Raw genomic sequence first — 24,053 nt, 5'->3', positions numbered from 1 at the left:
TGCAGCCAATGCAGGGAACTGCGGTGCAGCCAATGCAGGGAACCGTGGTGCAGCCAATGCAGGGGACTGCGGTGCAGCCAATGCAGGGGACTACGGTGCAGCCAATGCAGGGGACTGCGGTGCAGCCAATGCAGGGAACTGCGGTGCAGCCATAGTATCTAACAAAGGACGTGTCAGAGGCGGTCACGGCTGCGTTCTGGTTGCACGGAACATTGAATGGGTTGAGGAGCATGACCGTTATGAGGTCACTGACTGGGCTTGCGGAATCGTTGACGGGGTGAACATCAAGGAGGATACATGGTATCGTCTGGAAGACGGGAAACTGGTAGAATGTGAAGAATGACCATGAATATAGGACTGATAGCTGTAGACAGCAATTATCCCAACCTTGCGCTGATGAAGCTGTCCGCATGGCACAAGTCACGGGGAGATGCGGTCGAATGGTACACCCCGTTCAGCCGTTACGACAAGGTCTATATGGCCAAGGTGTTCACCTTCACCCCCGGCTACGGCTATTATGTCAATGCGGACGAGGTATTACAACAGAAAATAAATTTTGAGAAATGAAAACACTGACATTTGACGTGATGCTGGACGGCAGGTTCGTATGCACGCTGAGATATGAATACTGCCCTCTCTTTCCGGTTGCCGAGAGAGAGCTGCGCGACTTTGTGGTCAGCAAAAGACCGACATTGAGAAACAAGGATTTCAGAATTGAATTTTAAAAGACTTTGAGATATGAAAAGAGAAATCAGATTCAGGGGAAAGGACGTGTTCTCCGGCAAATGGGCATACGGCGATCTTGCCCACAATCAGAAGATCACCCGTGAAGGGCTGGAGCCGCGCGTGATGGTCGCCGGGTATGAAGTCGATCCGGAAACGGTCGGGCAGTTCACGGGACTGCATGACAAGAACGGAACGGAAATATATGAGGATGACGTATTAATGTCCTGCTGTGGTTTCCCGGGACTTGAAGTTTTCGCATGGGTACGGTACAAGGACGGGGCGTTCATCCTCACCGAAGGCGAAAGGGACTACGGTTTTCTGCCATCTCGCATCAATTTGGAAATGACCGTGGCCGGAAATATCCACGACAATAAAGAATTAATCGATAAAATTAAACAGGTGTGCAATGAAAAGAGAACAGATTGAAAAAGCGGCAAAAGAAGCCGTACAAGACCATTTCCAATGTAATGGCAAATACCCGTGTGAAGAACGTGACTATTGTGAGTTTTGCAACGGTCATAATTCTGCATTTGATTGCAAAGAGGATTGCGGCGCGGATGATTTCAACGAAGGTTTCTTTGTAGGTGCCCAGTGGCGCATCAACGCCGTGTGGCACAAGCCGTCAGCATACGGAGAGGAACTGACGAGAAATGTTGCTGTAGTAGCTAAGACAAAAAGAGGCTATCGCTTCGGTAAATTTGACGTAGTAGGCTATTCCAACGAATATATAGGGTTTGTAAGCACATCAAGTCTTGAATATGCGCTTTCCGATGTATTGGAATACGCTTATTTGGACGATTTGCTTCCCGAAAGAAAGGAGGAAACGGAATGAGTTGCGACATGGATATGTGCGAAGCTATGACCCATGACAACGGCTATTGCCCTCTGCGCGAGCAATGCAAGCGGTTTATCTTAGGCCAGAAAGCATTGATGGAGGATTATCATCCGAAATATTGGATTGAGCCTTGTTATGAGGACGGGAAATGCGAACTATTTATCGAAGTAAAGGAGGGAACTAAATGAAAAAGAGGATTAGAAAAACCGGAGAGATAGTCGATGTGGTAGCATGGTACAACCTTATGGGTGCCGAACGTGATAAGTACGATTCTGTGTCATATATTGATTCAAAAGGCAATGAATGCGTGAAAGTGGAAGGGCTTAACCTTGCATGGGACTTCGAGGACGTGGAAGAAGTCTTAAGTCCGGATATTGATTGGGAACAGAGAAGATATGAAGTAGCGAAAGAAGTATTTGCTTCTATATATGACTTCACTATAGACAGAATCAACTTTGCTAAATACGCTGTAGATGCAGCTGATGCCCTCATTTCCGAATTGAAGAAAGGAGGTGAGAAATGATACAGAAAGTGATATGCTACAAGGCCTTTTGCGACAGATGTGGGAAAAGCAACGACTGGGTATGGGGAACTCCCGATAAAGCCCTCAGTGTTGCAATGGAAGTCGATGATTGGCGGGAAATCGGCGGCAAGCTCTACTGCTCCGACTGCTACGAGTATGATGAAAAAACGGACGAGTATAAACCGAAAAAAGATAAACTATGATAGATACACTTATATACGTGATGGTTGTAATGATAGATACTACAGCTGTCAACAACGGATTCGACAAGGCATTTGATGAAGCTGCTGACAGGAAGTTTAAAATTGAAATGCTTAGGCAGGCGTCCCGTGAAACGGTACATGAAGCGGCACATAATGTCAGGAGAAAGAACACGTATCAGATAAAGATTTTGGATTTATACAGAAAGGAGGAGTGATTATGGAAAGAAAGATAGGAGACCGGTAGAAAATGATTGGATATTAATATTAAGAAAGGATAAGTATGAAAGTGAGAACTAAAAATGGTGTTAGCACTATTATGAAAGCGGCCGCATTCATGGCCGTCTGTTGTGCGGCGGCGTATGCGGCCGGGATTCTGGAATCCGCATGGGCCGTCGTCCCGGCTGCTGCGGCGCTTGCGGCTGCCGTATGCCGTTTCCTGTTCATGGAGAGGGGCGCGTTCTATTTCGTGTCCTTCATTGCGGACGGACGGCACGGCCGGGTGTTCCTCCGGTTCGGGGAGCGTGTGTCCCTTGACGAGATCGAGAAGGCCATTTCGCGCATGACCTCCGGACATGAGGCTCTGGTCATCGGTTACAGACGGATAAGCAGGCATGAATATGAGTTGAACATGAAGGGGGAGGAAAGATGATGAGGATAGTTGTTACCGGCAGTGAGGGATTCATAGGGAAAGCCCTTTGCCGGATTTTGGGGAGCCGTGGTGTTGAAGTGGTCGGCATAGACCGTGTGCTGGGAGCGGAAGCCTCCGGAGTTCCGTGCCTTCTGGCCGGAGGCGGAGTCGATGCCGTAATCCATCTTGCGGCGCAGACAAGCGTCTTTAATGCGGATCATGAGAAAATACTTCATGACAACGTTGATTCCTTCGTTGCGGTAGCAGACGGATGCGCCCGCTTCGGCGTGAAACTTGTGTATGCAAGTTCATCTGCCGCCAATCCGTGCAACACGACAAGCATGTACGGTGTCAGTAAATATTTTGATGAGGTATATGCTTCAATCTATTGCAGGAAAGCCACCGGTGTACGCCTTCACAATGTGTACGGGCCTGAACCGAGAAAAGGAACTCTTCTCTATACGCTCATGAATTCGGAAAAGGTCAGTCTGTATAACGGGGGAATGAACACCAGGTGCTTCACCTACATAGATGATGTGGTGGAGGGGTTGATATATGCGATAGGTTCTGGCAAGAAGCTGATTAACATTGTCAATCCTGAATCATGTACGATCATGCAATTTGCAGAGGAAGTTAGGAAATATAATGGTATTGATATTCAGTGCGTTCCTGAAAGAAGGGAATTTGACAATCCTGTACAGTCGGTCGATGAAGGCATTTTTTCTGTACCTTTGGATTACACCTCAATCAGTAAAGGGATAGCAAAGGTTTTTGGCTGTGAGGAAAGGTAGAAAGATAAGGATTGATGATTGGGACAAACCCGCCCGCGGCTGGAGGAAACACGAAAGGTTCTGCAACATGCGGCCTGAAGTAAGAATCCATCGTAAGGGCGGGTTTTATTACATATCTCCTTTTCAATAGGACGAAGGAAGGACTTTCGTTTGATGAAATAAAGAATTCGGGTGAATGCGCAGAAGCCATTGCCGCTTCCGCAATCGGATTTATCCTTTCGACAGTGCGGCCGGACGATGAGTGGTGTATAATCACCGCACCGAAGCGCAGGCACGTCACAGGGTATCATTTCGCCACTGACATTTGCCAGAAAATTGCCCGGGAGGTGAAAATTAGATTCTATGAATCGGCGATGCAGTGCATCAACAGGACACGTATCAACCCGGAGTTTTATCTTTTCCGGCCCATTGAGGAACCGAGAATAATACTCTTTGACGACATCTGCACGACCGGAAGTACATTAACGGCAGCCTACGATCTGCTGAAAGACCGGAAACAGGTAATCTGCATCGTCGGCATTAACAACCATTAGCCTATGAGAAAATTGACGGAAAAACAGGAAAAGTTCTGCAATTATTACCTTGACTGTGACGGAAATGCGAGTGAAGCATACCGAATGGCTTATGACGCATCAAAGATGCAGCCTGAGACAATCTGGAGCAATGCGAGCCGGATGCTGGCAAACAGCAAGGTTGCAGCAAGGATAGATGAACTGAGGTCACAACGTGCAGAAGCATCGAAAGTTAGCCGTGATAAGGTGGAACAGGTTCTCATGGATATTGTCATGATGGACCCGAACGATTTGTATATTGTGGACCCGGTTACCGGAAAGATAAGGCTGAAATCTCCCGGCCAGATGCCTAAGAGGGCGAGAAATGCAATGAAGAAGATAAGCAACGACAAGGGAAAGGTAAGCTATGAGTTCAATGGAAAGGTTGAAGCCGCGAAACTTCTGGCCAGCATGAACGGATGGAATGCCCCTCAACAGATAGCTTTGACCGGGAAGGATGGAGCAAAAGCCAATGAAATACGCATAGGTTTTGACGATGAAAGTGAATAGAATATGAAAAATAGAATATCATTGTTAGAAAAATATCGGGGGTTATACAAAATGCAATACGGAAAATATTAAGAATAGAACAAAAGTAGCCTTCTATGATAGTCAATCACAAGAAACTCAATCCGAACGCCTTCTATCTGCTGAAATATTTCAATGACGCTGCACTGCGATTCATCATCCTGTATGGCGGTTCATCATCGGGCAAGTCTTTCAGCGTGGCACAGTGCGTTCTGATACAGACGCTTCAGGATGGTGAGAATACGCTTGTGATGAGAAAGGTCGGAGCATCCATCAGCAAGACTATCTACGAAGACTATAAGGTGGCGGCATCGTTATTGGGTATTGCAAAACATTTCAAGTTCAATCAGAATGTAATCAAGTGCCTGTATAACGGAGCCAGGATAGATTTCTCCGGATTGGACGATCCGGAAAAGATTAAGGGTATCAGCAACTATAAGCGGGTTCAGCTTGAAGAGTTGTCCGAATTTGAATATGCAGACCTGAAACAGATCCGCAAGCGTCTGCGTGGCAAGAAGGGCCAGCAGATTATTGCCGACTTCAACCCTATCAGTGAAACCCACTGGATAAAGAAGGACTGGCTTGACAACGAGAAGCTGCATGATGTCCCCATGTCTGTGGAGATTGGCGGCCGGATAATGCCTGCAGAACTGACAAAGGTGAAGTCTTTGAAGATGAACGAGGGACGCTCAATAGTAAATCCTATGACGAAGGAAATAGAGGAATATCCTCCAAACATGGTAGTGATACAGACAACTTATCTGAATAACTTCTGGGTCGTCGGTTCCCCTGACGGAACGTATGGATACTACGACGAGCAGTGTGTTATGGATTTCGAACATGACCGTATCCATGATCCGGACTACTACAACGTGTATGCGTTGGGAGAGTGGGGTGTAATTAAGACCGGAAACGAGTTCCTCGGTTCGTTCAATGTAGGAAAGAATAGCGGTGAGTATCATTACATCCCAGGATTACCTATACACCTTTCTGTCGACAGCAACGTGCTGCCGTACATATCTGTAAGCTACTGGCAGGCAGACTTGAGCAAAGGTAAGGATATGTACCAGATTGCTGAGACCACGGCAGGAAGTCCGAACAACAGCGCAAGACGTGCCGCAAAACTCGTGTCCAAGCGGCTGCAGGAATTCGGCTATGATGACAAAGTATATCTGCATGGCGATTCATCGGCTAAATCTGCAAATACCATTGACGATGACAAGCGGTCTTTCATGGACCTGTTCATCGAAACATTGAAGAAAGACAACTGGATTGTTGAGGATAAGGTCGGTAACAGGAACCCGTCCGTATCAATGACCGGTGAGTTTGTCAATGCTGTTTTTGAGAAATCATTGCCAGGCCTCAGCATAAGCATAGACGATGGATGCAGGGTATCAATCGAGGACTACCAGAGCGTCCAGAAGGATGCCAATGGCGCAATACTCAAGACAAAGACAAAGGACAGCGTAACGAAACAATCCTATGAGGAACACGGGCACCTGACGGATACATTGAGATATGTTGTCCATGACATCATGTACGAGGAATACTCCCGGTTCTCAAGCCGGCGTAAACGTAACATGTATTCTGACCGAAGCGTGTTCGGATTCTTCAATCCTTCAGTTGAGTATCAGTATTCACAGAAGATTGTGTACATCATGCCGAATATTGGAGGAAGGTTCTATATGTGCCAGGTTGCCAGATGCGGAGAAAAATGGCATGTTCTTGACCTTGTCATGAAAGAAACGGTATCACTCGAAGAAATGAAGTCGGTTATCTGTTCACATGATGCCGGAACGTACATTGTAGAATCGTCACCTGCATATTACCAGATGGCAAGGGAGCTGAGAAATACGCTTCCGGAAGTAAGGATTAAGAAAGAATATCAGGATATGGACAAGAGAATAGCTGCCACGTCTGATTTCATCAAGTCATACTTTCTGCTTTCCGAAACCGGAATGGAAAATGATGAGTATATGGCATTCATAACTGAAGTCCTTGACTACAATGAGGGAAATATAAGCGGAGCCAGTGCTCTATTGAGCGGTATGGCATATACTGTCATAAAATTAGGATGAATCCTAAATCTTTACAATTATTTGATATATAGTATTTTATGATGTATATTTCTTGCCTCGTACATTTCAAGATTTTTTGATTTCTAACATCGTATATACCCATAATTTATCTTTGTCATATAAGGATAAACTATGGGATATACAATTTTAAAACAGGATACAATTCCGGTTTGTGCCGGACTGAAAATGGCCGGTGAACCACAGACGGTGTCAACGCCAAAGGAGGGTGTAAAATCCGGTGGTGACATTGACCGTTGTGACGTATATGAGTTGTTCGTATCCCCACTGGTTTGCGGCCATAATTACATGGAACTGTTCCGTTCAGTTCCAGAAGTATTCTTTCCGATTGATTACATTGCTTCACGTATATCAGGTTCCGGATTTCAATTGAAGAAGGTAAAGGATGACAGCGTGGTCTGGGAGAACAAGAGAATGAACCAGATTCTCACAAAGCCAAATTGTCTTATGTCCTGGAACGAGATGATATATTCCCACTTCGTGTATAAGCTGTGTACTGGCAATGCCTTCTTTCGTGCAGCTATGGGAGAAACATTCAAGAACCAGCCTAAGTGGAAATGGTGTGACAATTTCTGGGAACTTCCTGCTGATTTTGTGAATGTAGAGCCTAACATCGGTGCCAATATTCCAATCTTCGGAATAGCATCTGAAGATGATATTATCCGTTGTTACCGGCTTAATTACGGATATGTGAGTACGATGGAAATTCCTTCATATCAGATATGGCATGACCGTGACGGCTCACCAGAATATATGTCAATAAACGGATTCCTGAAATCACAGAGCAGGTTGGCTGCTCATCTGAAACCTATTTCCAACCTTCTTGCTGTATATGAAGCAAGAAACGTGATTTACGTTAAACGTGGTGGTTTGGGGTTCCTGGTATCAAACAAGAAGGATGAAGCAGGTACCGCAGCAATGACAGAAGATGAAAAGAAGGAAATACTTGACAGCCATTTTGGAAAATTCGGGCTGGACCAACGTAGACTTCCTTATGGTTTAAGTGATGTTCCTCTGTCGTTCGTTAGGACAAACCTTACCATCAGTGAGTTGCAGCCATTTGAAGAAACCCTGACTGATGCTATACAGATAGCCGGAGCATACGGTATTCCTTCAGTGCTGGTACCGCGTAAGGACCAGGCGACATTCAGCAATCAGGCAACAGCGGAAAAGGCTGTATATACATCTACCATCATACCGATGGCCAAGAAATTCTGCAAGCAACTCTCTGCATTTCTTGGACTTGAGGAAGGTGGTTATTACTTGGATTGTGATTTCTCTGATGTGGATTGCCTGCAACAGGGATTGAAAGAGGCAGAGGAAGTGAAAACACTTATAAATACTAGATGTAAGGAACAGTTCCTGAGCGGCCTCATCAGCATAAACGACTGGAGGGCGCAAATTAAGGAAAGCAGATTCGAAGAACCTATGTTTGACAAGACTTTGTTCGAGATGTCAGACGAGGAGAGAGAGATAGTAAAGAATGTAATTAGTCTTAACACAAAAAGTGAAGTTGAAAATGGAAGAGAAAACCAAGAGCCTACAGTACAAGACGAAGGCGAATGATGTGGATGAGAAGGGTATCGTAACGGTAGCTGTGAACGGTATCGGTGTGAAAGACTCACAGAACGACATTTCCATGCCTGGTTCCTTTAATAAGACGTTGAAGGAAAATATCGGCAGGATGAGATGGTTTCTGAATCACCGTACAGACCAGTTGCTTGGCGTTCCACTTAGTGGAGAAGAAAAAGAAGGAAACCTAATCATGGTTGGCCAGCTTAATCTTGAGAAGCAGATTGGACGTGATACATTGGCGGATTACAAGCTGTATGCGGAGAATGGAAGAACACTTGAACACTCTATCGGTGTGAAAGCAATCAAGCGTGACGAGACTGACCCGTGCAAGGTACTTGAATGGAAGATGTTCGAGTATTCTACTCTGACAAGCTGGGGAAGCAATCCTCAGACATTCCTTGTCAATCTAAAGTCAGGTACACAGGAGCAGGTGAAAGATGCCATTGAATTTGTCCGGAAAGCGTTCAGGAATACCGATTATTCGGAAGAACGATTAAAACAATATGATATGGAACTGAATCTACTTCTTAAAGCGATTAATGGAGGCAACGTGGTTACTTGTCCCCATTGCGGCCATCAGTTCGACTATGATTCACAGAATGAGGTGACATTCTCCCAGCAGGTTCTGGAAAATGCTGCCATGTATTCAAGATGGTTGACTGACCGTATTGTAAGCCAGGAGATAGACAAGCTGGAACCGGAAGTACGTGCAGAAGTGATTGCACTCATTGATTCTGTCAAATCTGAAGGTCAGGAACTGACTGAAAAATCAGTACAGAATTTCATGGCATACGTCCGTTGTCCGGCATGTTATGGGAGAGTATATAGAAGCAATGCCTTGTTGCAGGATAATACTAACGTCTTCTCCGGAAAGTCTGAGCCGTCAAACGACACTCGGGGAAAAACTGAAGGGGCGAACGAAGACGGTGATGTGAAGAAAAAAGCCGCCGAAAGCACTTCTTTCTTCGGTTCTCTGAACGGGGTATTTAGTAATAATGATTAAATTTTTAATTGAAGATGAAGAAATTTACAGTTGCTGATTTCGGTCTTAAGACTGACGGCCTGCCACAGGAACAGGCTACATTCATGAACAACATCACTAAGATGATGTGTGATGTTATCAACAAGGCGATGGAAGGGGTTATTTCATCGGAAGATATGGAAAGCAAATTGAAGGGGCTCAACGAAAAGCTGAACGGCTATGATGATGAGAAGTTCAAGCAGCTTGCTAAGGATAACGAGGAACTCATTAAAACGGTTAAAGGTCTTGGTGAGACTATCGAGAAGCTGAAATCTAAAGGTATCGGCATGGAAGTTATCAACAAGTTTGATGAAAAACTGAACGAAATGCTTGATTCAGAGAAATTCAAGGAATTCGCGTCTGGTAATTGCCGTAAGTCGGGTGTGTTTGAAGGTTTCTGTTTGAAGGACATTGTATCAATGACAGATAACTATACAGGAGACCACCTTACTACTCAGCAGCAGAATCGTGTCGTTTCACAGGTGGCGAACAAGCGTATCCATATGCGTGATGTCATCACTACATTGCAGGGAGATCCGAAATACCCGAATCTTGCGTTCACTCAGGTGTATGATTTTGACAGGAATGCGCGTTATGTCACTGAAAACGGAAAACTGCCTGAATCAAGCCTTAAGGTAAAAGAACAACAGACTGGTACAAAGCGCCTCGGTACCCATATCCGTCTGTCAAAGAGAATGCTCAAGAGCCGTGTGTTCATCCGTTCATTCATCCTGAAGATGCTGCCTGAGGCTGTATACAATGCAGAGGACTGGAATATCTTGTTTGGTGACGGCAATGGAGAAAACCTGCTTGGTATTGTCAACCATTCAGGAGTGTTGCCCATTGAGGAAATCATCAGCGATTCTATTGTAAGCGGTGTTGCAGGTTCCGTCAAGTCTGTATCCGGATACAACTCAAACAAGGATACGATTGTAGAGTTTGCCAATCCGCAGGACTTGATTCTCGATGGTATGACTATCACCTTTACTGGCGCCACCGGAATTACAGCGCTTAATAGTGCAAATCAGCTGATTAAGATTAATGACCGCCAGATTCTCCTGAAGGGCGTTGCATATTCGGAAGAGAGTTCTGCCGCATCAATGACCTTCAAGGTAAGCGATGGCGCGTTCAAGTCAGTAGAAGAGCCTAACTCGCTGGATGTTGTCAAGACCGGTTTTGCTGTAATGACATACGCACAGTACACGCCGAATGCTATTGCATTGAATCCTATCACTGTAAACGCTATGGAAAGCGAAAAGGACACAACCGGACGTAATCTTGGTATTATCCAGACGGTAGGAGGCGTTAAATACATTGCAGGACGTCCTATTATCGAGACAAACAACATTCTGCCGGGAAAGTATCTTATCGGTGATTTCAACATGGCCGCTTCCCTTGTGGATTACACCTCTTTGACTCTTGAATGGGCTGAGGATGTGGAAAGCAAGCTGCAGAACGAAGTTGTCCTCATTGCTCAGGAAGAGGTGATTTTCCCGGTATATATGCCGTGGGCATTCGCCTATGGCAGCCTTGCTTCACTCAAGGAAGCTATCACTATATCATGATGCCTATGTATTTGCTTGATGGAGATAGGAAGGCTCTTGAATCTGTCATAAAAGAACAGCGTATCCGTATTGGCCGTGGGTTGATAACTGTCACCCCGGTCTCGGAAGCTGGTCTTGTTTCGGAAGAGGATGTCAAAAAGACATTCGAGAGCCAGCGGAAAGTCATTGATGAACTTTCTGAGAAGAACAAGAGGTACGAGAAAGAGATTGATGGACTGAAAGCCAAACTGACAGAACTTGATTCACATGCGGATGATACTAAGGATGTTCCGGAAGAGGACAATAAAAAGGTTGGACAGACCGACACAAAGGAGGTTTCTTCCGAGGATGATAAGGCAGCCGATGTTCAGGACGAGAAAAAAGTTTCTGCTTCGAAATCGAAAAAATAAGGAATTGTCATGCTGATAGATGTGTCATATTTTGTAGCGGGAAGCCGTCATATCCAGAACGCTTCAATTTCCAATACTGCAGGTGCAGATTCACTCGCAGTAAAAGGAGTGATAGAGTCTTACATCAAGGAATTGCAACCAGTCTTTCTTGATGCGATGCTGGGGGAAAAGGAAGCATCCTATGCTATGGATTTCCTTGATATGCCTGTCGGTGAAGATGCTGGCGGCGAACCTTCAAAGTATGAAGCCGTTTGCGATAAATTGAAAGAGCCGTTTGCCGATTTCGTGCTGTACCACATACTTCGTGACGCCTCATCGGAAGCTACAATAACCGGGAATGTCCGGCTGAAGTGTGCCAATGAGTACATTTCACCTGTCAATGCCCAGGTCGTTGCATGGAACAGAATGGTTTCCGCTAATGTGAAGTTCATCCAGTGGGCGCGTGATGGTAATTGTCCGATAGATCTTGTTACGCAGACAAATATGTTGAATAAGATTAACCGGTTCAACTTATGAAAGGTATCGTTGAAATTATTGGGGATGTAGTAAAGGAAATGAGTGGGAACCTTACCATCGTAATGCCTGCTGACATCGAGAATGACAGGTTCGAGGAAGTGAAGAATCCGGAACTGAACTACATATTTGGTTCGGCCCAGTATGTGAAGGATAAACTTGATGAATACAGCAAGGTGCCTTCAACATCAGAACGTAAGTTCCCGCTTGTAGTGCTGTTCTGTCCTGTTACAGAGAAGAGAGACAGTCCGGACTATTATTCAAAGGTTTCACTTAATATCCTTATAGCATGTTCATCAACTAAGAACTGGAGCAATGAACGGCGTCTGTATGCTTCATTCATCAACATTCTTCGTCCGGTTTATGAAAGATTGATTGAGGTTATCAAGAATGATGGAAGGTTCGATATGGATTATGACAACATCATTCCGCATGATTATTCCGAAAACTACTCGTATGGCAGATACGGAGCCTTTACGGAATCCGGAGAGGCAGTGAGCGAGCCCATTGACGCCATAAATATCCGCTCGATGGAGTTAATAGTTAAAAATCAAAGTTGTTGTAGATAATGAGAAATACAAGAGTTTGCGAAAGCGCAGAAATGAATACCGGCGGTTCGGCCTGTAAGGTGGACTGGGGTAAGGTTAAGGGAGCAATACTTGTAGAGCATGGAGTTAAACTTCCTGCGAAAATTACGGCAGATGAACTGGAGAAGATGTGCCATGCTGACAGACCGGACAGAATTTATCCAATCCATACGTTTGTCGAATATGCTAAGTCTGGGGGTGAAGCTCAGGTTAGTGCTGTTGGATACGGAGCGAACCAGTACAATGGCCTCAACGCCCAGACAGATACTTTCACGCTTCCTCGTTTTGATGAAATTCTGAATGCTGAGCTGTTGCGTTGTGCTAACAAGGAATGGGATGTGTACTTCTGGGATTCAAACAGAATGCTTATCGGTTACAATGATGGAACTGATATTCTTGCCGGAATTCCGATGTCAACAGTATATCCAGGTGCCACACCGTTCAGCACAAGCAGTGCGAAGTCAAGTATGACGGTAAACTTCTGCCACATGGATGCAGAAGATAGCCAGTTGAACTTTGACTACTTAAAGTTGGATTTCAATCCGGCGAATGTGATTAAGGGATTGACTGAGGTCATGCTTGTTGAAGATGAGAATAACAAATTCAAGATTATTGAATGCGTCGGCGGTTATGACAGAACTGCTGAATTTGCCACTGCTTTGTCCGCAGGTGCATCTGGGGTCTTTGATGGGGTTACATCAGCTTCGTATGAGGATGGTTATCTCACCATTACTCCTGGTGAGGGCGAAATCTCAGTGAAACAGCCGTCTGTCTTGTACACTAACGATATCAAATGGGTTGAATTTGTCAAAATTGTAAAAGTGTCAGCATGAGAGTAGATGGAGTAACCTTTGTTGTGGCCGAGGTTAAGAAGGTCACCAAGGAAAAATTTATTGAGAACCATATCGGCGTACTGTGGCAATCCATAAAGGAGAACGACAGGAAAAAGAAACTGTCTGATGTATATGACAGTATCGTTGGCAAGCCTAAACAGGAGGTAGCCGCTGCCGAGACAAGTAAGTAGTTGGTAAGTAACTGAGCCGGGCATTAGTCCGGCTTTATTTTTATTGTTATGGCTGATTTTGAGAAACTGGAACATTCTATTCATAGTATAGTGGCTGGACTAGAGAATGTTGTTGCCGAATGCTTGACGCAAAACAAATCTGTTGTTGAAGATTTGATAGGCGAACAGTTGTATTCGGGACTGGATGGTGACACCAACAGCCTTAGACCTTCATACTCTGATGATCCATTCTTTGATATAAAGGGAAGATGGTACCACGATTCGGACGGTTATATCGAATGGAAGAAGAAATTAACTCCACCTGTAACCAGTCCGCGCCTTAACTTGCCACCACGACCTGTGGATATCCCTAACCTGTATATCACTGGTACGTTTCATGAGAGTATCCGTGCTACGGTCAATGGTGGAAAAGTTTCAATCAATACAGTAGGTTTTTCAGATGGTCCGGACATAGTCAGGAAGTACGGTGACAATATCCTTAACCTTGGTATGGATGCCAGGGAATATATAATTATTGAATTGCTTGAGCCGTTTGTCGGTAGTTTCTTTAAAAAGTATGGGTTCTGATGGGATGCAGTTGCGAGAATAAGAAAAGGATGTCTGATTATGAGCATGTAGCCATGCTTGCCAAGAAGGCAGCCGTCATGGAAGGGTGTGTCTATGTGATATACCGGAAGAAAGACGGTACGTATGCCTTTGATAAAGAAGGCACAGAGATATATGGTACTATTGTTGAATATAAACATTATTTGTAATGGCAGATATTAAATTAAAAGATTTCGTTGATGAGGAATCGTTCAAGAAATTAGTAGAACTGGATGGGAAGATAAGAAAAATAAAGGGTACCTATGCCAAAGCGGCAAAGGAACTTGCTAAAGGGTTGACAATTGAAGTCAGATGTAAGGGAGACCTTGACAAGTTGCAGAATGTCTATAATACCCAGATGCGTAATGTATCATCTGCATCTGATTCATTGACTGAAGCTTTCAGAAAACAATCTGAGGTTGCCGAACAACTTATGAAGAAGATAAAGGAAAAAGCAGATGCGGAAAATCTGAGTACAAAAGAGGTTAAGGAATTGTCTAAGGCATCAGCAGAAGCATCAAAGGCAATGCAGCAGGCTGCAAAGGCTGAGGAGGCAATGAATAAGTCCCAGAAAGCTGCGAACACTACAAGAAAGTCTGCTACCATGACCGAGGAGGAGCGCATCAGGATAATCAAGGAAGCGATTTCGCTATCCGATAAGGAAGTGCATAGCATTGAGGAAGCAAATGAAGTTAATAAGAAATTGCGTCAGGCTGTCAGGCTTGTTCGTGATACTGATGAGGATTACAGGAATACGCTCGGTAAGCTGAATTCTACCATAGGCGTAAACACAGATTACATTAAGCGTAACAGTGACCGGTACACGCAGCAGAAGATGACCATCGGTAATTACAAGGAAGAGGTTAAGGCTGCATGGATGGAACTAAACCATCTTAATGATTCTATGGGCAGCTTTGGAATCATATCAGGAAGTTTTGGTGATTCCCTTCAATCTCTTGGTAATGCTGGAAGTATGCTTGAAGGATTGTCCGGTATAGGAAAGATATTCCAGAATAAGTGGCTGTTGGGACTTGGAGCTGCCGGGGCTGCCGGAGCAGGCATCGGATGGTGGGTGAACTACAACAAGGGACTGACGGAGGCCACGAGGCTTACCCGGCAGTTCACTCAGAAATCAGGGGATGACCTGAAGGCTTACAGAACTGAAGTCCAGTCTGTGGCCGATTTCTATAACAAGGATTTCCGTGAAGTCCTTGTCGGGGCGAATGCGCTGTCCAAGCAGTTCGGCATATCGGCGGAGGAATCAATCGGGCTGATCAGGGACGGTTTCATAGCCGGCGCTGACGCGAACGGCGAGTTTCTGGACACCCTGCGTGAATATCCTGCGTATTTCAGGGAGGCGGGCATATCTGCCGAGGCCTTTATAGCCATTACCGCACAGGCTGCGAAGTCCGGCATATATTCCGACAAGGGAGTGGATGTCATCAAGGAAGGGAACATCCGTATCCGTGAGATGACGGACGCTACCGCCGCCGCGCTGGAAGGCATAGGCATATCCGCCGATGAGGTTCAGGAGCAGTTGAGGACGGGGCAGAAGACCACCTTCGACATTATCCGGATGGTTTCGGAACGGCTGGACGAACTGCCGGAGTCTTCCGCTGAGGTCGGCGCCGCACTCGCCGACATTTTCGGCGGTCCGGGAGAGGATGCCGGATTGCAGTACATCCGGACGTTGAAGGACATCAAGACCAGTCTTGGCGATGTGAAGGAGGAAGCCGGGGAACTCGGAAAGGCCCAGGAGGACATGATAGAATCCCAAAAGAAACTGGGCGTTGCGGTAGCTGAATTGTTCGATGCGACAGGCGGTTCGTTCGAAACGATGACGGTGAAAATAAAGACATTTGTCAATACTGTCCTGACAGACCTTATCGGCCAGGTAAACAAACTGCGCACATCCGTCGATGAAAAAAGATACAAAGTTCTGGAACAGGCGGAACGGGAGGGCGCGGCTACGGGGGAAAAAGCTTTTGAAACCAACAGAAAGGGCATAGATACTGTCAAAGGTTTTTATGTCGAGTATCAGGGAATGGATGAGAGCGAAGCGTACAAGGCCGCTTTGGAAAGCCGAAAAAAGGATATAGAAAAACTGTTGTCGGAAAATGAACGCTTCTTGTCCGAGGCTTCGAGTGATTATGACAGGCTTCGTATCGAATATGGCGAAAAAGAGCGTGGAAGGTGGAAAGAGTTCTGGAAGAATTTTCTGTGGGGAGGTTCTGAGGCTGTTGTCGGTGGAAGGGATATTGGTGTCATTAAAGGCGAACTTGACGATGCATTGGATAAATTGGTTAAAGGAACTGGGATAAAGGCTTCTCTTGAAAAGCAGTTGCAGGATTTGAGCTCGATCGGTAATACTGGTACGAAGAAAACGAATGATGATATTAAAGAGACGGACGAAGAGAAGGAGGGCCGTATCGAGGCTGAGAAATCCCTGCAGGAATCCCGCATCGCACTCATGGAGGAAGGGCTGGAAAAGGAACTCGCGACAATCAGGAACGGATATGAACGGCGGATAAGTGAGGTGAAGGGGAACTCTTCGGCCGAAATTGAACTGCGCAAGTCCCTTCAGCAGGAAATGGAGAAAGAGCTGGCGGAGGCTTCGGAAAGCTATGAGAAGGTACGCATTGACACTGACCTTCAGAACCGTCTGGCCGCAGTGGAGAAGGGCAGTGAAGAGGAATTGTCTGTACGTCTTGAAATACTGGAAAGGCAGAAAGAGGCTGAGATTGAAGCGGCTGAAAGCAACGGTGCGGATATAAGCCTTATCGAACAGAAATACTTGAACGAGAAACGTAAGCTTTATGAAGAGTATGCGGCCGATGAAGTTGAGGAAATCGCCAAATCGGCGGCGGCTCAGCAGGTTGTACGCAATGCCCAGTACAATTCCGAGATGAAGGAAATGGAAAAGGCTTTTGCTTCCGGTCTGATCAGCAGGGAAGAATACGAGAATGAGAAAGCAATGCTTACAGAAAAATACGCCATTGATACAGCCAAGGCTACAGTGTCTTCACTGGAGGAACAATTGTCAGTCGAGGAATTGAATGCTGATAAACGTGAAGCCATAGCCGAAAAGTTGCAGAAGGCGAAAGAGGATTTGGCAAAGGCTGAAGCTGATGCAGAGATAAATGAAATGGAAAGAGTAAAGAAAAAGGAAGAGGATATGGAGGATGAACGGAATGAAAGAATCCAGAAAAGCATTAACATTGCTATGGATGCCTTTTCCACGATTGCCGACTTCGCTTCTACGATGTATCAGCGTGACATCGAAGAACTGGAAAATCAGCAGGAAGCCAACGAGGAAGCCTACAATGCCGAAGTGGAACGTGCCGACGCGCTGGCCGAGAGCGGAGCCATTTCAGAAGAAGAGGCGGAAGCGAGGAAAAGAGCTGCTGAAGTTGAAACGTCAAGGAAGAATGAGGAACTTGAGAAAAAGAAAGTGCAGTTGCAGCAGAAACAGGCTAAGTGGGATAAAGCCGTGCAGATTGCACAGACTGGAATTGCAACGGCACGTGGTATAATGGAAGCATGGCAATTGGGACCTGTTCTTGGAGCTGTTATGGCTGCTGTTGTCGCTGCTATGGGAGCCGTTCAGGTGGCCACCATTGCGGCCACTCCCATTCCGGCATACAAGGAAGGCACGAAAGCCGGGGGACACGTGGGAGGGCTGGCGGTTGTCGGGGATGGCGGAAGGCCGGAGCTTGTCGTTTTCGGCGGCAGTTCATGGATTACCCCTGACAGGCCGACCCTTGTAGACCTGCCGAAAGGCGCGGAGGTCTTTCCGGACATCAGCGACATCACAAGGTGGGATGACGTGCGTTCCGATATCCCGTATCTGGTGAATGACAACAGTTCCGGAACCGTTGTAGTGAATGACTACAGCGGTCTCAGCCGTGAGATGAAAGGTCTGCGCAAGGATGTGCGTATGCTGATGAAGAGCCAGCACCGTGACGCACGGGCTGCGCAGTATGAACTGTATAAAAGGACGAGGATATGACAGACACATTGAGCAGGCTTCCTCTCTGTGATTTCATAGAGATGGTATGTGGGAACAGAAAGGTGTTGCTTGAAGAAGGCGAAGAGGAAGGTCCGGAACTTGACAGGGTAGCGGCAGACCTGCTCTATTCCTATCAGTGCATAGTGAACCCTTCCGGAACGGAAGCCGCGCTGATGGACAAGGAGGAACGGGTCAAGCTGAAATGCAGGATGACGGTCGCGAAGATCATGAACGCGCTGCTTTCCCTCAATGCGGATGATGATGTCGCTACCCTGCTTTCGGAAATGGGATATAAAGAGAGAGGACATAAGGAGATGCAGGAAAGGGTCGGCCGTATCCTTGCGGAGGTCCGGTATCTTCAGAAACGCATCGACGACAGCAGTGAAGGCTCCGGGAATGTCCGGCGGACACCGGATGAGGTCAGAAACTCGTTTGACAGGGAGATTGCCTTCCTCATGACCTATTTCAAGATGAATATCGATCCGAGGACCACTACTGCGGGCATCTATGCGAACATGCTGCATCAGGCTGACGTTGAGATAAAGGGAAGGCTCCGCCGCAGGTGACGGAGGGGATTCTCGCCCGTTTTTTTGATTCCGTACCGAATTATTTTCCGTGTCCTTAGTAACAACGGTTACACTAATAATCGTAGAAGACATGGAAAATAAAGTTGAAGCGGGCCTTTTCCTTGCCCGTATAGAAAGGAAATGTGACGTAATCATTGGTATGCTTCATGACCTTGCCGGAAATCCGGACTTCCTTATAGAATCTCTCAGGAAGTCCGTTGAAAGGCAGAGAAACGAATCCGGATTCAGGATGGAAATACGCCGCGGGCATGGAACTGGAGCAGACCGTGGTTGAGCAGTATCGGTGGATACTGGGACTGGCGAAGAAGTATTGCCGCAATGCGATGGATGCGGAAGACCTTGCAGGGGAGACGATATGCAAGATTCTGTGCAACAAGGGGAAGTTTGATCCAGGAAGGTCTTTCAGGCCGTGGTGCAGCGTGATTATGCTGAATACGTACATAACCTCATATAACCGCAATTCGTCGGTGAGGTTCGAATCCGAAGAAAGGGCTTCCGTCGTGGCCTCGCCGGGAAGTGCGGACGACATGCTTCTGGTGAACGAACTGGAACGCATAATAGAGGAATGCAGGGAAGTGTCCTGTGCCGTGGACTGCGCCCTCATGTATGCGGAAGGGTATTCATACGATGAGATAGCGCATGAGCTGGAAATACCCTGCGGGACGGTCCGGAGCCGGATTTCATATGCGAGGAACATGATAAGGAAACGTCTGTCATTCAAAAGTTAATAATGGTTTGTCCGTTTGTCATGGCGAAGTTTCCGTTTGCAAAAACGGATATTCTGAACTATCTTTATAGATGTAATGAATTGGAAGTCAAACATATAAATTATTGTCATTATGGAAAAGAAAGGGTTCAGAGTAAGAGTCATGATGTATGCGCACCGGCTTGCGGAATCAACCGGAAAAGCCTGGCCGGTCTGTCTTATGAAGGCATGGGAACTTTACAGGCTCGCTAAGCGGATGAGAGCCGGCATCGTCAGGTTCGCCTATCAGAAGATTGACGGAACCGTCAGACATGCGAACGGGACTTTGCATAATCTTCCGTATGGGAAAAGGGTGGCGAAGCCGGGATACAGGACTTTCACTTATTATGACGTGGACAAGTCTGAATTCAGATGTTTCAGGATTGAGAACCTCGTGACGATTTATTGAAGTCCTCCTCCTGCGGCATTGCCGCAGGAGGCTGGATTGCCGGAGATGCGCTGTCTGTCCGGCAAAATGGTCAGACGAACTTTCTGTTTGCAAGTTGTTGATATATAAAATTTTATGCTCGAATGGCAGTGGGCGGACGGATTCAAGAAACAGGGGAAACCGTAATGATGTTCCCTATTTCCTTATATTTGCTTGAAACGAAATATCCGCTGGTATGAAGTGCAAGTATTATATGGTTCTGGGGCATGACAGTGTGGACATCAACTCCCCCTCATGTGTGGACATCTCTTCAGAAATATCGAATCTTGACGAGTTGAAGATGTCCTATGTCCGTTCGGACTATGGCGGTGTGATACGGAAATGCGGAAGTTCCGTCAGCCTTGTCGGCGATGCGCGGGACAGGATTGTCGAGTATTATGGCCGCAACAGGCTGAAGTCTGTCGGAGCGTTCGCCGTGTACAGCCTTAACGAGGACTGGACATACAGCCTTCTGTTTGAATGTCCGTTCGATTTTTCCACATTCAAGTGCGACACATATACGGCGGAAATCGGCTGTCTGGACAATTCGGTCGCCGCCGTTCTCAAAGCCAACAACGGCACAAAGTTCGAACTTCCGGTTTCTGAAATAAAGGAAACGAAACGTCTGAGGTTTGACGGGGTGCGCCTGCTGTCAACGGCACGTTTCGTCTTTGCCGGAAGTTCCGTGGACGATGAATCATACACTGTCAGGGAAAACTATGACTGCAGCGGCTATGTATATTACTTCCCTCCGGTGTCGTATGCCGAAACTGACGTGCAGCTTGAGGGTGACGTGACATTTCATGACCAGACGGAAGCGTTGTCCGGAAAGATAGACATGAGTTCTTCATGGTTGACGGCAGAGCCGAACAGGAACAGGGACAGTTGTTTCCTTGAGGCTAACCGTGATGTGACGCTTGATGTGGATTTTGCCGGAATTGAGGTTGAGGCAGCCAACAAGGTGACGGGAAGCGTTGCTGACCTGATGGTTTCCGTCTACAGGATTCCTGTTTCGGGTGATCCGGTGCAGGTGGCGTCTGCCCAGATAGGACACATGTCCGGCTTTTCCGTCGGGCTCGTTCCCGGGGAAAGGCTCCAGCTGTGCCTTCACCGGCTCCAGTTCATATCGGTAACCAGTCTTGGAGTATGTTCGTTCAGGTTCTACGATCTTGGAAGTGTGCGCTGGAAAAGTACGGGTGAAATAAGCTATATCGATGTGGTGAAGCCTTTGTCCGTGCTGGATGCGCTTATAGGCAAAATGGGCATGTCGCAGTATGTCAGGGGGGATATCCGTTCGATGTCGGACAATGTCCTTCTGGTTGCCGGTGAATCGATCCGGAACTTTTCAGAAGCTAAACTGCGCACTTCTTTCAGAGAGTTCAGCAAGTTCCTGGAAACCGTTGCCGGACTTGTGTATGTGATAGAGCCTGACGATGCCGGAGGCGATATCGGAGACGGCGGTTCCGGAGGGGATGACGGAGGTGGTACGGATGTTTCGGAGGATTATGAAGTCGAAGATATCGCCGTTGATGCCGATGAAGTCTGCCGTTACGGGAAAACGAGTTCCGATTTGCCTTATAAGGAAGATAACAATGTTACGATGCCGGACGGAGTCAGTCTGGTGAGGGTAGAGTATTGCGAAGACTGGTATTTTGCCGGACTGGGAAGCGACGGCTTCTATTATCTCGGCCTTTTTCCGACATCGGACAAGTATTTTATCTTCAATCTGCTCACATATGAAGTAAACGACGATAACGTTCTCTTTGACCTTGTAGGCGGAAAGTTCTATATAACCGATACTCCGAACAAGCGTCTGGAGGACTATACTCTCCGAACCCTTGATCTGGCGAGATATAATCATCTTGCCGCATTCGGAGGATTTCTTTCCGGGAGCGTTTCCGACAGCGGCACTTTCAGCGGGACTCTTGACCGCAGCCGGATAATGTGCGGCCGCCAGGACGGCAGGTTTCTCTATCATGGCGACGACGGCGGATATTACGGGATATTTCCTGATTCGGAATCGTACCAGAAGGACGGAAGGCTCAATCCGAGAGCCGTGTTTGTGGATATGTCCGATGAAAGCCTGTATGACGGAGGAATGTGCTATGTCGCCGTTTCCGGAAACCGGCTGCTCATGTATTCCGGTACCGTACCCGACCTTCCGGAAAGGGGAAGCGGCGGGGGAACGGATGTTCCGAGGAGTGGCGGCGGGGGAAGGTATGTCGTGCGGTTCGTTCCGAGAAGCTCTGTTTTTTCAGACAAGCCGGCCAAGAGGCTGGAGATAACCGGCGAGCCTTCATATTCCGTTTCCGCACAGCGCATCTATTCGGATGTGAAGGTCGGATATGAAGATCAGGAATATGACTTGGGCAACAACGGCAGGGACGAGTTCAACAGGACAATGAACTACTCCACCGGACTGAACCTGAAGGAGCAGACATTGGATTTTCTTTGTCCGTACCGTGCGGACAGCTACGGATTCCAGGAGCTTGCACAGAAACGGAACGAGGACACTTCCGATACGGAGAGCGACAACAATGTTTTTCTTGTTGCGGCGGACGAAGGGGAGGAGTGCTATAAACCGGACCGCAGCGTGTCCGTGTCGGGTGTGTTTACCGATACCGTCTTTAATGCTTCTCTTGCCCCCCAGTTTCTGGTATCTGCGAATGAAAGGTATCTCGCTTCGTTCGCCCCGTCGCTGATATATGCGTCAAGCAATGTCCTTGAAGGCATCATGATTGATTCAAGGCAGATATACAGGAACTTTTCGCTTGAGAACCCGCTTTTCCGTGAAGGGGACATCAAGGTGAGCACAAATGACATGTCGCTTCCGGAAGACTGGAGCGGATATGTGGAATTTGAGTGGAACGGCCGGACATGCAGAGGATTCGTCAGCGGTCTGGATATAGGGGTCGGCCGTGACGAAAAATTGGAATATGAATTGATTGAGTGTTGACATGTACAGAATAAGCCCTTTTACGCCGCTGTTCTTCAATCCCTCTACTGACTCTACCGGGATAAAAAGCAGATACGTACAGACATTCTCTCCTGAAGACCGCATTCTATTGCAGGTTATCTCCACGGACGGGAACATGTCTCCGCAAGTGTATCTGCATGACGTATTGCATGGGACAAGGACTGCAATAGCCATGCTCTCTTGGAAGATGAATTCTGGGGAAACTCTGTTTTTCCGCGAACTTTTCGGCCTTTATGAAGGCATATATGTTGTTGGTGTGAATGGAATGGAAAGCGAGCCGTTCAGAATTACGCGGAATATCAAGGACACGGTGCTGATACAGTATTCAAACCTCACCAACAGGCTCAGGAGAGATGCCGTCTTTGTGATTGACGGGATGCCCTATTTCTTTGACTTCCGTGTTCCGGGCGGATTTAAGGACGACGACTGGATTTTCGGGGTTGACAACGAACAATACACGACGTCGGAAAATGACGTGTTGGATATATACGGCATGGAGAACATGCAGAAGACGCTTACTCTTGGAGGACCTGCAGGGTGTCCTGTCTGGTTCGCTGAAAAGCTCAACCGGATATTGTGCTGTGCGTTCTTTTATGTTGACGGAAGAAGGTATGTCCGTTCGGAATCGAGTGTTCCGGAAATGAATGTTCTTGTAGAGGGATTGAAGTCGTACGTGTTCAAACAGGCATTGCGCCCTGTCAATATTCTGGATCCCGAATTGAAAGAGCGCGTACAGTTTTATTTGAGAAGAGTGGATTCCATGACATTCAGAAGCATTGATGAAGGAAATGACAATAAACCTAAAATGATATGACAGAACAGGAAAAGCAGGAAATAGTAGCCGGTGTGTTGCAGGCGTTGAAAACGAACTCTTTGACTTTGGACCAGTTGTCCGAAACGGCGGAGTGTTCTGACAGTGACTTTGTAGAATTGAGTAAGGGAAGGAAAATCAGCGCAGAAAACCTTTCCAAGCATTTTGTGGACAAGGAGTTTTCCAATATATCCGAAAGGGCCCTTTCCAACAAGGTGCTGACCGGACATATTAACAAAATGACGACGGAATATAACGTTTCGGTCTTTCACCCCGGTGCAGGCATTGGCGGCACAAACGAATACACGCTTGAAACGGCGATAGCGAAGATTCCGGAACAGGTCAGGAACGTCGGGA

The 24,053-nt window shown here is 46.8% G+C and carries 30 protein-coding genes and 1 pseudogene; all 31 read left to right on the top strand.

The features are described 5' to 3' along the window. Positions 1–343 (top strand): hypothetical protein (locus NW212_RS13925; protein ID WP_258339235.1); only part of this gene is annotated, 343 nt, incomplete at its 5' end. Between the two features lie 2 nt (positions 344–345). Further along, positions 346–537: pseudogene (locus NW212_RS13920) on the top strand (radical SAM protein); the annotation flags it as partial. Between the two features lie 26 nt (positions 538–563). Beyond that, positions 564–725, top strand: coding sequence for a hypothetical protein (locus NW212_RS13915; RefSeq protein ID WP_258339234.1), 162 nt, complete (start codon positions 564–566; stop codon positions 723–725). 13 nt (positions 726–738) lie between these two features. Beyond that, complete coding sequence (locus NW212_RS13910) at positions 739–1,152, top strand: YopX family protein (RefSeq protein ID WP_258339233.1); 414 nt, start codon at positions 739–741, stop codon at positions 1,150–1,152. Beyond that, positions 1,133–1,558, top strand: a complete 426-nt coding sequence (locus NW212_RS13905; protein WP_258339232.1) for a hypothetical protein — start codon at positions 1,133–1,135, stop codon at positions 1,556–1,558. The genes NW212_RS13910 and NW212_RS13905 overlap by 20 nt, the downstream gene beginning before the upstream one ends. Continuing rightward, complete coding sequence (locus NW212_RS13900) at positions 1,555–1,749, top strand: hypothetical protein (protein WP_258339231.1); 195 nt, start codon at positions 1,555–1,557, stop codon at positions 1,747–1,749. The genes NW212_RS13905 and NW212_RS13900 overlap by 4 nt, the downstream gene beginning before the upstream one ends. After that, on the top strand, positions 1,746–2,084 hold the full coding sequence (locus NW212_RS13895) for a hypothetical protein (protein ID WP_258339230.1): 339 nt from the start codon (positions 1,746–1,748) through the stop codon (positions 2,082–2,084). The genes NW212_RS13900 and NW212_RS13895 overlap by 4 nt, the downstream gene beginning before the upstream one ends. Next, positions 2,081–2,287 (top strand): hypothetical protein, encoded by a 207-nt coding sequence (locus NW212_RS13890; protein ID WP_258339229.1) that lies wholly within the window; start codon positions 2,081–2,083, stop codon positions 2,285–2,287. The genes NW212_RS13895 and NW212_RS13890 overlap by 4 nt, the downstream gene beginning before the upstream one ends. Beyond that, the gene (locus NW212_RS13885) at positions 2,284–2,502 is read left to right on the top strand and encodes a hypothetical protein (RefSeq protein ID WP_258339228.1); all 219 of its coding nucleotides are present in this window, start codon (positions 2,284–2,286) and stop codon (positions 2,500–2,502) included. The genes NW212_RS13890 and NW212_RS13885 overlap by 4 nt, the downstream gene beginning before the upstream one ends. Before the next feature lie 65 nt (positions 2,503–2,567). Then, positions 2,568–2,936: a hypothetical protein gene (locus tag NW212_RS13880; protein ID WP_258339227.1), complete on the top strand. Its 369-nt coding sequence runs from the start codon at positions 2,568–2,570 to the stop codon at positions 2,934–2,936. Continuing rightward, on the top strand, positions 2,933–3,706 hold the full coding sequence (locus NW212_RS13875) for an NAD(P)-dependent oxidoreductase (protein WP_258339226.1): 774 nt from the start codon (positions 2,933–2,935) through the stop codon (positions 3,704–3,706). The genes NW212_RS13880 and NW212_RS13875 overlap by 4 nt, the downstream gene beginning before the upstream one ends. Before the next feature lie 326 nt (positions 3,707–4,032). Then, positions 4,033–4,239, top strand: a complete 207-nt coding sequence (locus NW212_RS13870; RefSeq protein ID WP_258339225.1) for a phosphoribosyltransferase — start codon at positions 4,033–4,035, stop codon at positions 4,237–4,239. 3 nt (positions 4,240–4,242) lie between these two features. Next, entirely contained in the window at positions 4,243–4,767 is a 525-nt protein-coding gene (locus NW212_RS13865; RefSeq protein WP_258339224.1) for a terminase small subunit, read from the top strand. 95 nt (positions 4,768–4,862) lie between these two features. Beyond that, entirely contained in the window at positions 4,863–6,863 is a 2,001-nt protein-coding gene (locus tag NW212_RS13860; protein WP_258339223.1) for a PBSX family phage terminase large subunit, read from the top strand. Between the two features lie 132 nt (positions 6,864–6,995). Beyond that, entirely contained in the window at positions 6,996–8,447 is a 1,452-nt protein-coding gene (locus tag NW212_RS13855; RefSeq protein ID WP_258339222.1) for a phage portal protein, read from the top strand. After that, entirely contained in the window at positions 8,401–9,459 is a 1,059-nt protein-coding gene (locus NW212_RS13850; RefSeq protein WP_258339221.1) for a phage prohead protein, read from the top strand. Before NW212_RS13855 ends, NW212_RS13850 begins: the two co-directional genes overlap by 47 nt. A 14-nt stretch (positions 9,460–9,473) precedes the next feature. Further along, the gene (locus tag NW212_RS13845) at positions 9,474–11,042 is read left to right on the top strand and encodes a phage major capsid protein (protein ID WP_258339220.1); all 1,569 of its coding nucleotides are present in this window, start codon (positions 9,474–9,476) and stop codon (positions 11,040–11,042) included. 5 nt (positions 11,043–11,047) lie between these two features. Continuing rightward, positions 11,048–11,431, top strand: a complete 384-nt coding sequence (locus NW212_RS13840; protein ID WP_258339219.1) for a hypothetical protein — start codon at positions 11,048–11,050, stop codon at positions 11,429–11,431. 9 nt (positions 11,432–11,440) lie between these two features. Further along, entirely contained in the window at positions 11,441–11,947 is a 507-nt protein-coding gene (locus tag NW212_RS13835; protein ID WP_258339218.1) for a hypothetical protein, read from the top strand. After that, the gene (locus tag NW212_RS13830; RefSeq protein ID WP_148328488.1) at positions 11,944–12,513 is read left to right on the top strand and encodes a hypothetical protein; all 570 of its coding nucleotides are present in this window, start codon (positions 11,944–11,946) and stop codon (positions 12,511–12,513) included. The genes NW212_RS13835 and NW212_RS13830 overlap by 4 nt, the downstream gene beginning before the upstream one ends. Next, on the top strand, positions 12,513–13,364 hold the full coding sequence (locus NW212_RS13825) for a hypothetical protein (protein WP_258339217.1): 852 nt from the start codon (positions 12,513–12,515) through the stop codon (positions 13,362–13,364). Before NW212_RS13830 ends, NW212_RS13825 begins: the two co-directional genes overlap by 1 nt. Next, the gene (locus NW212_RS13820; protein ID WP_258339216.1) at positions 13,361–13,555 is read left to right on the top strand and encodes a hypothetical protein; all 195 of its coding nucleotides are present in this window, start codon (positions 13,361–13,363) and stop codon (positions 13,553–13,555) included. Before NW212_RS13825 ends, NW212_RS13820 begins: the two co-directional genes overlap by 4 nt. 48 nt (positions 13,556–13,603) lie before the next feature. Beyond that, positions 13,604–14,122 (top strand): hypothetical protein, encoded by a 519-nt coding sequence (locus tag NW212_RS13815; RefSeq protein WP_258339215.1) that lies wholly within the window; start codon positions 13,604–13,606, stop codon positions 14,120–14,122. Positions 14,123–14,151: 29 nt separating this feature from the next. Continuing rightward, positions 14,152–14,310, top strand: a complete 159-nt coding sequence (locus NW212_RS13810; protein ID WP_258339214.1) for a hypothetical protein — start codon at positions 14,152–14,154, stop codon at positions 14,308–14,310. After that, entirely contained in the window at positions 14,310–18,149 is a 3,840-nt protein-coding gene (locus tag NW212_RS13805) for a phage tail tape measure protein (RefSeq protein WP_258339213.1), read from the top strand. The genes NW212_RS13810 and NW212_RS13805 overlap by 1 nt, the downstream gene beginning before the upstream one ends. Further along, a complete protein-coding gene (locus NW212_RS13800) occupies positions 18,146–18,715 on the top strand; it encodes a hypothetical protein (protein WP_258339212.1) in 570 nt (189 codons plus the stop codon). Before NW212_RS13805 ends, NW212_RS13800 begins: the two co-directional genes overlap by 4 nt. Before the next feature lie 218 nt (positions 18,716–18,933). Next, positions 18,934–19,464: an RNA polymerase sigma factor gene (locus NW212_RS13795; RefSeq protein ID WP_258339211.1), complete on the top strand. Its 531-nt coding sequence runs from the start codon at positions 18,934–18,936 to the stop codon at positions 19,462–19,464. Positions 19,465–19,575: 111 nt separating this feature from the next. Then, a complete protein-coding gene (locus tag NW212_RS13790) occupies positions 19,576–19,890 on the top strand; it encodes an SH3 beta-barrel fold-containing protein (protein ID WP_258339210.1) in 315 nt (104 codons plus the stop codon). Positions 19,891–20,104: 214 nt separating this feature from the next. Continuing rightward, positions 20,105–22,864 (top strand): hypothetical protein, encoded by a 2,760-nt coding sequence (locus NW212_RS13785; protein ID WP_258339209.1) that lies wholly within the window; start codon positions 20,105–20,107, stop codon positions 22,862–22,864. A gap of 1 nt (position 22,865) precedes the next feature. After that, the gene (locus NW212_RS13780; protein ID WP_258339208.1) at positions 22,866–23,699 is read left to right on the top strand and encodes a hypothetical protein; all 834 of its coding nucleotides are present in this window, start codon (positions 22,866–22,868) and stop codon (positions 23,697–23,699) included. Then, a partial coding sequence (locus NW212_RS13775) for a hypothetical protein (protein ID WP_258339207.1) occupies positions 23,696–24,053 on the top strand: 358 nt, incomplete at its 3' end. The genes NW212_RS13780 and NW212_RS13775, both read left to right, overlap by 4 nt.

Source organism: Bacteroides sp. ET225, assembly GCF_024733745.1.
In the GTDB taxonomy this organism is placed as follows: Bacteria; Bacteroidota; Bacteroidia; order Bacteroidales; family Bacteroidaceae; genus Phocaeicola; species Phocaeicola excrementipullorum.
The sequence above is the reverse complement of the archived record's forward strand: the minus strand, read 5'-3'. Positions and strand labels throughout refer to the sequence as shown.

Bases quoted from the DNA above. Each gene is read 5' to 3' on its own strand.
- NW212_RS13815 (WP_258339215.1), top strand. From the start codon at position 13,604: ATGGCTGATTTTGAGAAACTGGAACATTCTATTCATAGTATAGTGGCT.
- NW212_RS13905 (WP_258339232.1), top strand. From the start codon at position 1,133: ATGAAAAGAGAACAGATTGAAAAAGCGGCAAAAGAAGCCGTACAAGAC.
- NW212_RS13875 (WP_258339226.1), top strand. From the start codon at position 2,933: ATGATGAGGATAGTTGTTACCGGCAGTGAGGGATTCATAGGGAAAGCC.
- NW212_RS13800 (WP_258339212.1), top strand. From the start codon at position 18,146: ATGACAGACACATTGAGCAGGCTTCCTCTCTGTGATTTCATAGAGATG.
- NW212_RS13900 (WP_258339231.1), top strand. From the start codon at position 1,555: ATGAGTTGCGACATGGATATGTGCGAAGCTATGACCCATGACAACGGC.
- NW212_RS13835 (WP_258339218.1), top strand. From the start codon at position 11,441: ATGCTGATAGATGTGTCATATTTTGTAGCGGGAAGCCGTCATATCCAG.
- NW212_RS13790 (WP_258339210.1), top strand. From the start codon at position 19,576: ATGGAAAAGAAAGGGTTCAGAGTAAGAGTCATGATGTATGCGCACCGG.
- NW212_RS13840 (WP_258339219.1), top strand. From the start codon at position 11,048: ATGTATTTGCTTGATGGAGATAGGAAGGCTCTTGAATCTGTCATAAAA.
- NW212_RS13820 (WP_258339216.1), top strand. From the start codon at position 13,361: ATGAGAGTAGATGGAGTAACCTTTGTTGTGGCCGAGGTTAAGAAGGTC.
- NW212_RS13805 (WP_258339213.1), top strand. From the start codon at position 14,310: ATGGCAGATATTAAATTAAAAGATTTCGTTGATGAGGAATCGTTCAAG.
- NW212_RS13895 (WP_258339230.1), top strand. From the start codon at position 1,746: ATGAAAAAGAGGATTAGAAAAACCGGAGAGATAGTCGATGTGGTAGCA.
- NW212_RS13825 (WP_258339217.1), top strand. From the start codon at position 12,513: ATGAGAAATACAAGAGTTTGCGAAAGCGCAGAAATGAATACCGGCGGT.
- NW212_RS13780 (WP_258339208.1), top strand. From the start codon at position 22,866: ATGTACAGAATAAGCCCTTTTACGCCGCTGTTCTTCAATCCCTCTACT.
- NW212_RS13865 (WP_258339224.1), top strand. From the start codon at position 4,243: ATGAGAAAATTGACGGAAAAACAGGAAAAGTTCTGCAATTATTACCTT.
- NW212_RS13850 (WP_258339221.1), top strand. From the start codon at position 8,401: ATGGAAGAGAAAACCAAGAGCCTACAGTACAAGACGAAGGCGAATGAT.
- NW212_RS13910 (WP_258339233.1), top strand. From the start codon at position 739: ATGAAAAGAGAAATCAGATTCAGGGGAAAGGACGTGTTCTCCGGCAAA.
- NW212_RS13880 (WP_258339227.1), top strand. From the start codon at position 2,568: ATGAAAGTGAGAACTAAAAATGGTGTTAGCACTATTATGAAAGCGGCC.
- NW212_RS13855 (WP_258339222.1), top strand. From the start codon at position 6,996: ATGGGATATACAATTTTAAAACAGGATACAATTCCGGTTTGTGCCGGA.
- NW212_RS13860 (WP_258339223.1), top strand. From the start codon at position 4,863: ATGATAGTCAATCACAAGAAACTCAATCCGAACGCCTTCTATCTGCTG.
- NW212_RS13830 (WP_148328488.1), top strand. From the start codon at position 11,944: ATGAAAGGTATCGTTGAAATTATTGGGGATGTAGTAAAGGAAATGAGT.
- NW212_RS13810 (WP_258339214.1), top strand. From the start codon at position 14,152: ATGTCTGATTATGAGCATGTAGCCATGCTTGCCAAGAAGGCAGCCGTC.
- NW212_RS13885 (WP_258339228.1), top strand. From the start codon at position 2,284: ATGATAGATACACTTATATACGTGATGGTTGTAATGATAGATACTACA.
- NW212_RS13845 (WP_258339220.1), top strand. From the start codon at position 9,474: ATGAAGAAATTTACAGTTGCTGATTTCGGTCTTAAGACTGACGGCCTG.
- NW212_RS13915 (WP_258339234.1), top strand. From the start codon at position 564: ATGAAAACACTGACATTTGACGTGATGCTGGACGGCAGGTTCGTATGC.
- NW212_RS13785 (WP_258339209.1), top strand. From the start codon at position 20,105: ATGAAGTGCAAGTATTATATGGTTCTGGGGCATGACAGTGTGGACATC.
- NW212_RS13890 (WP_258339229.1), top strand. From the start codon at position 2,081: ATGATACAGAAAGTGATATGCTACAAGGCCTTTTGCGACAGATGTGGG.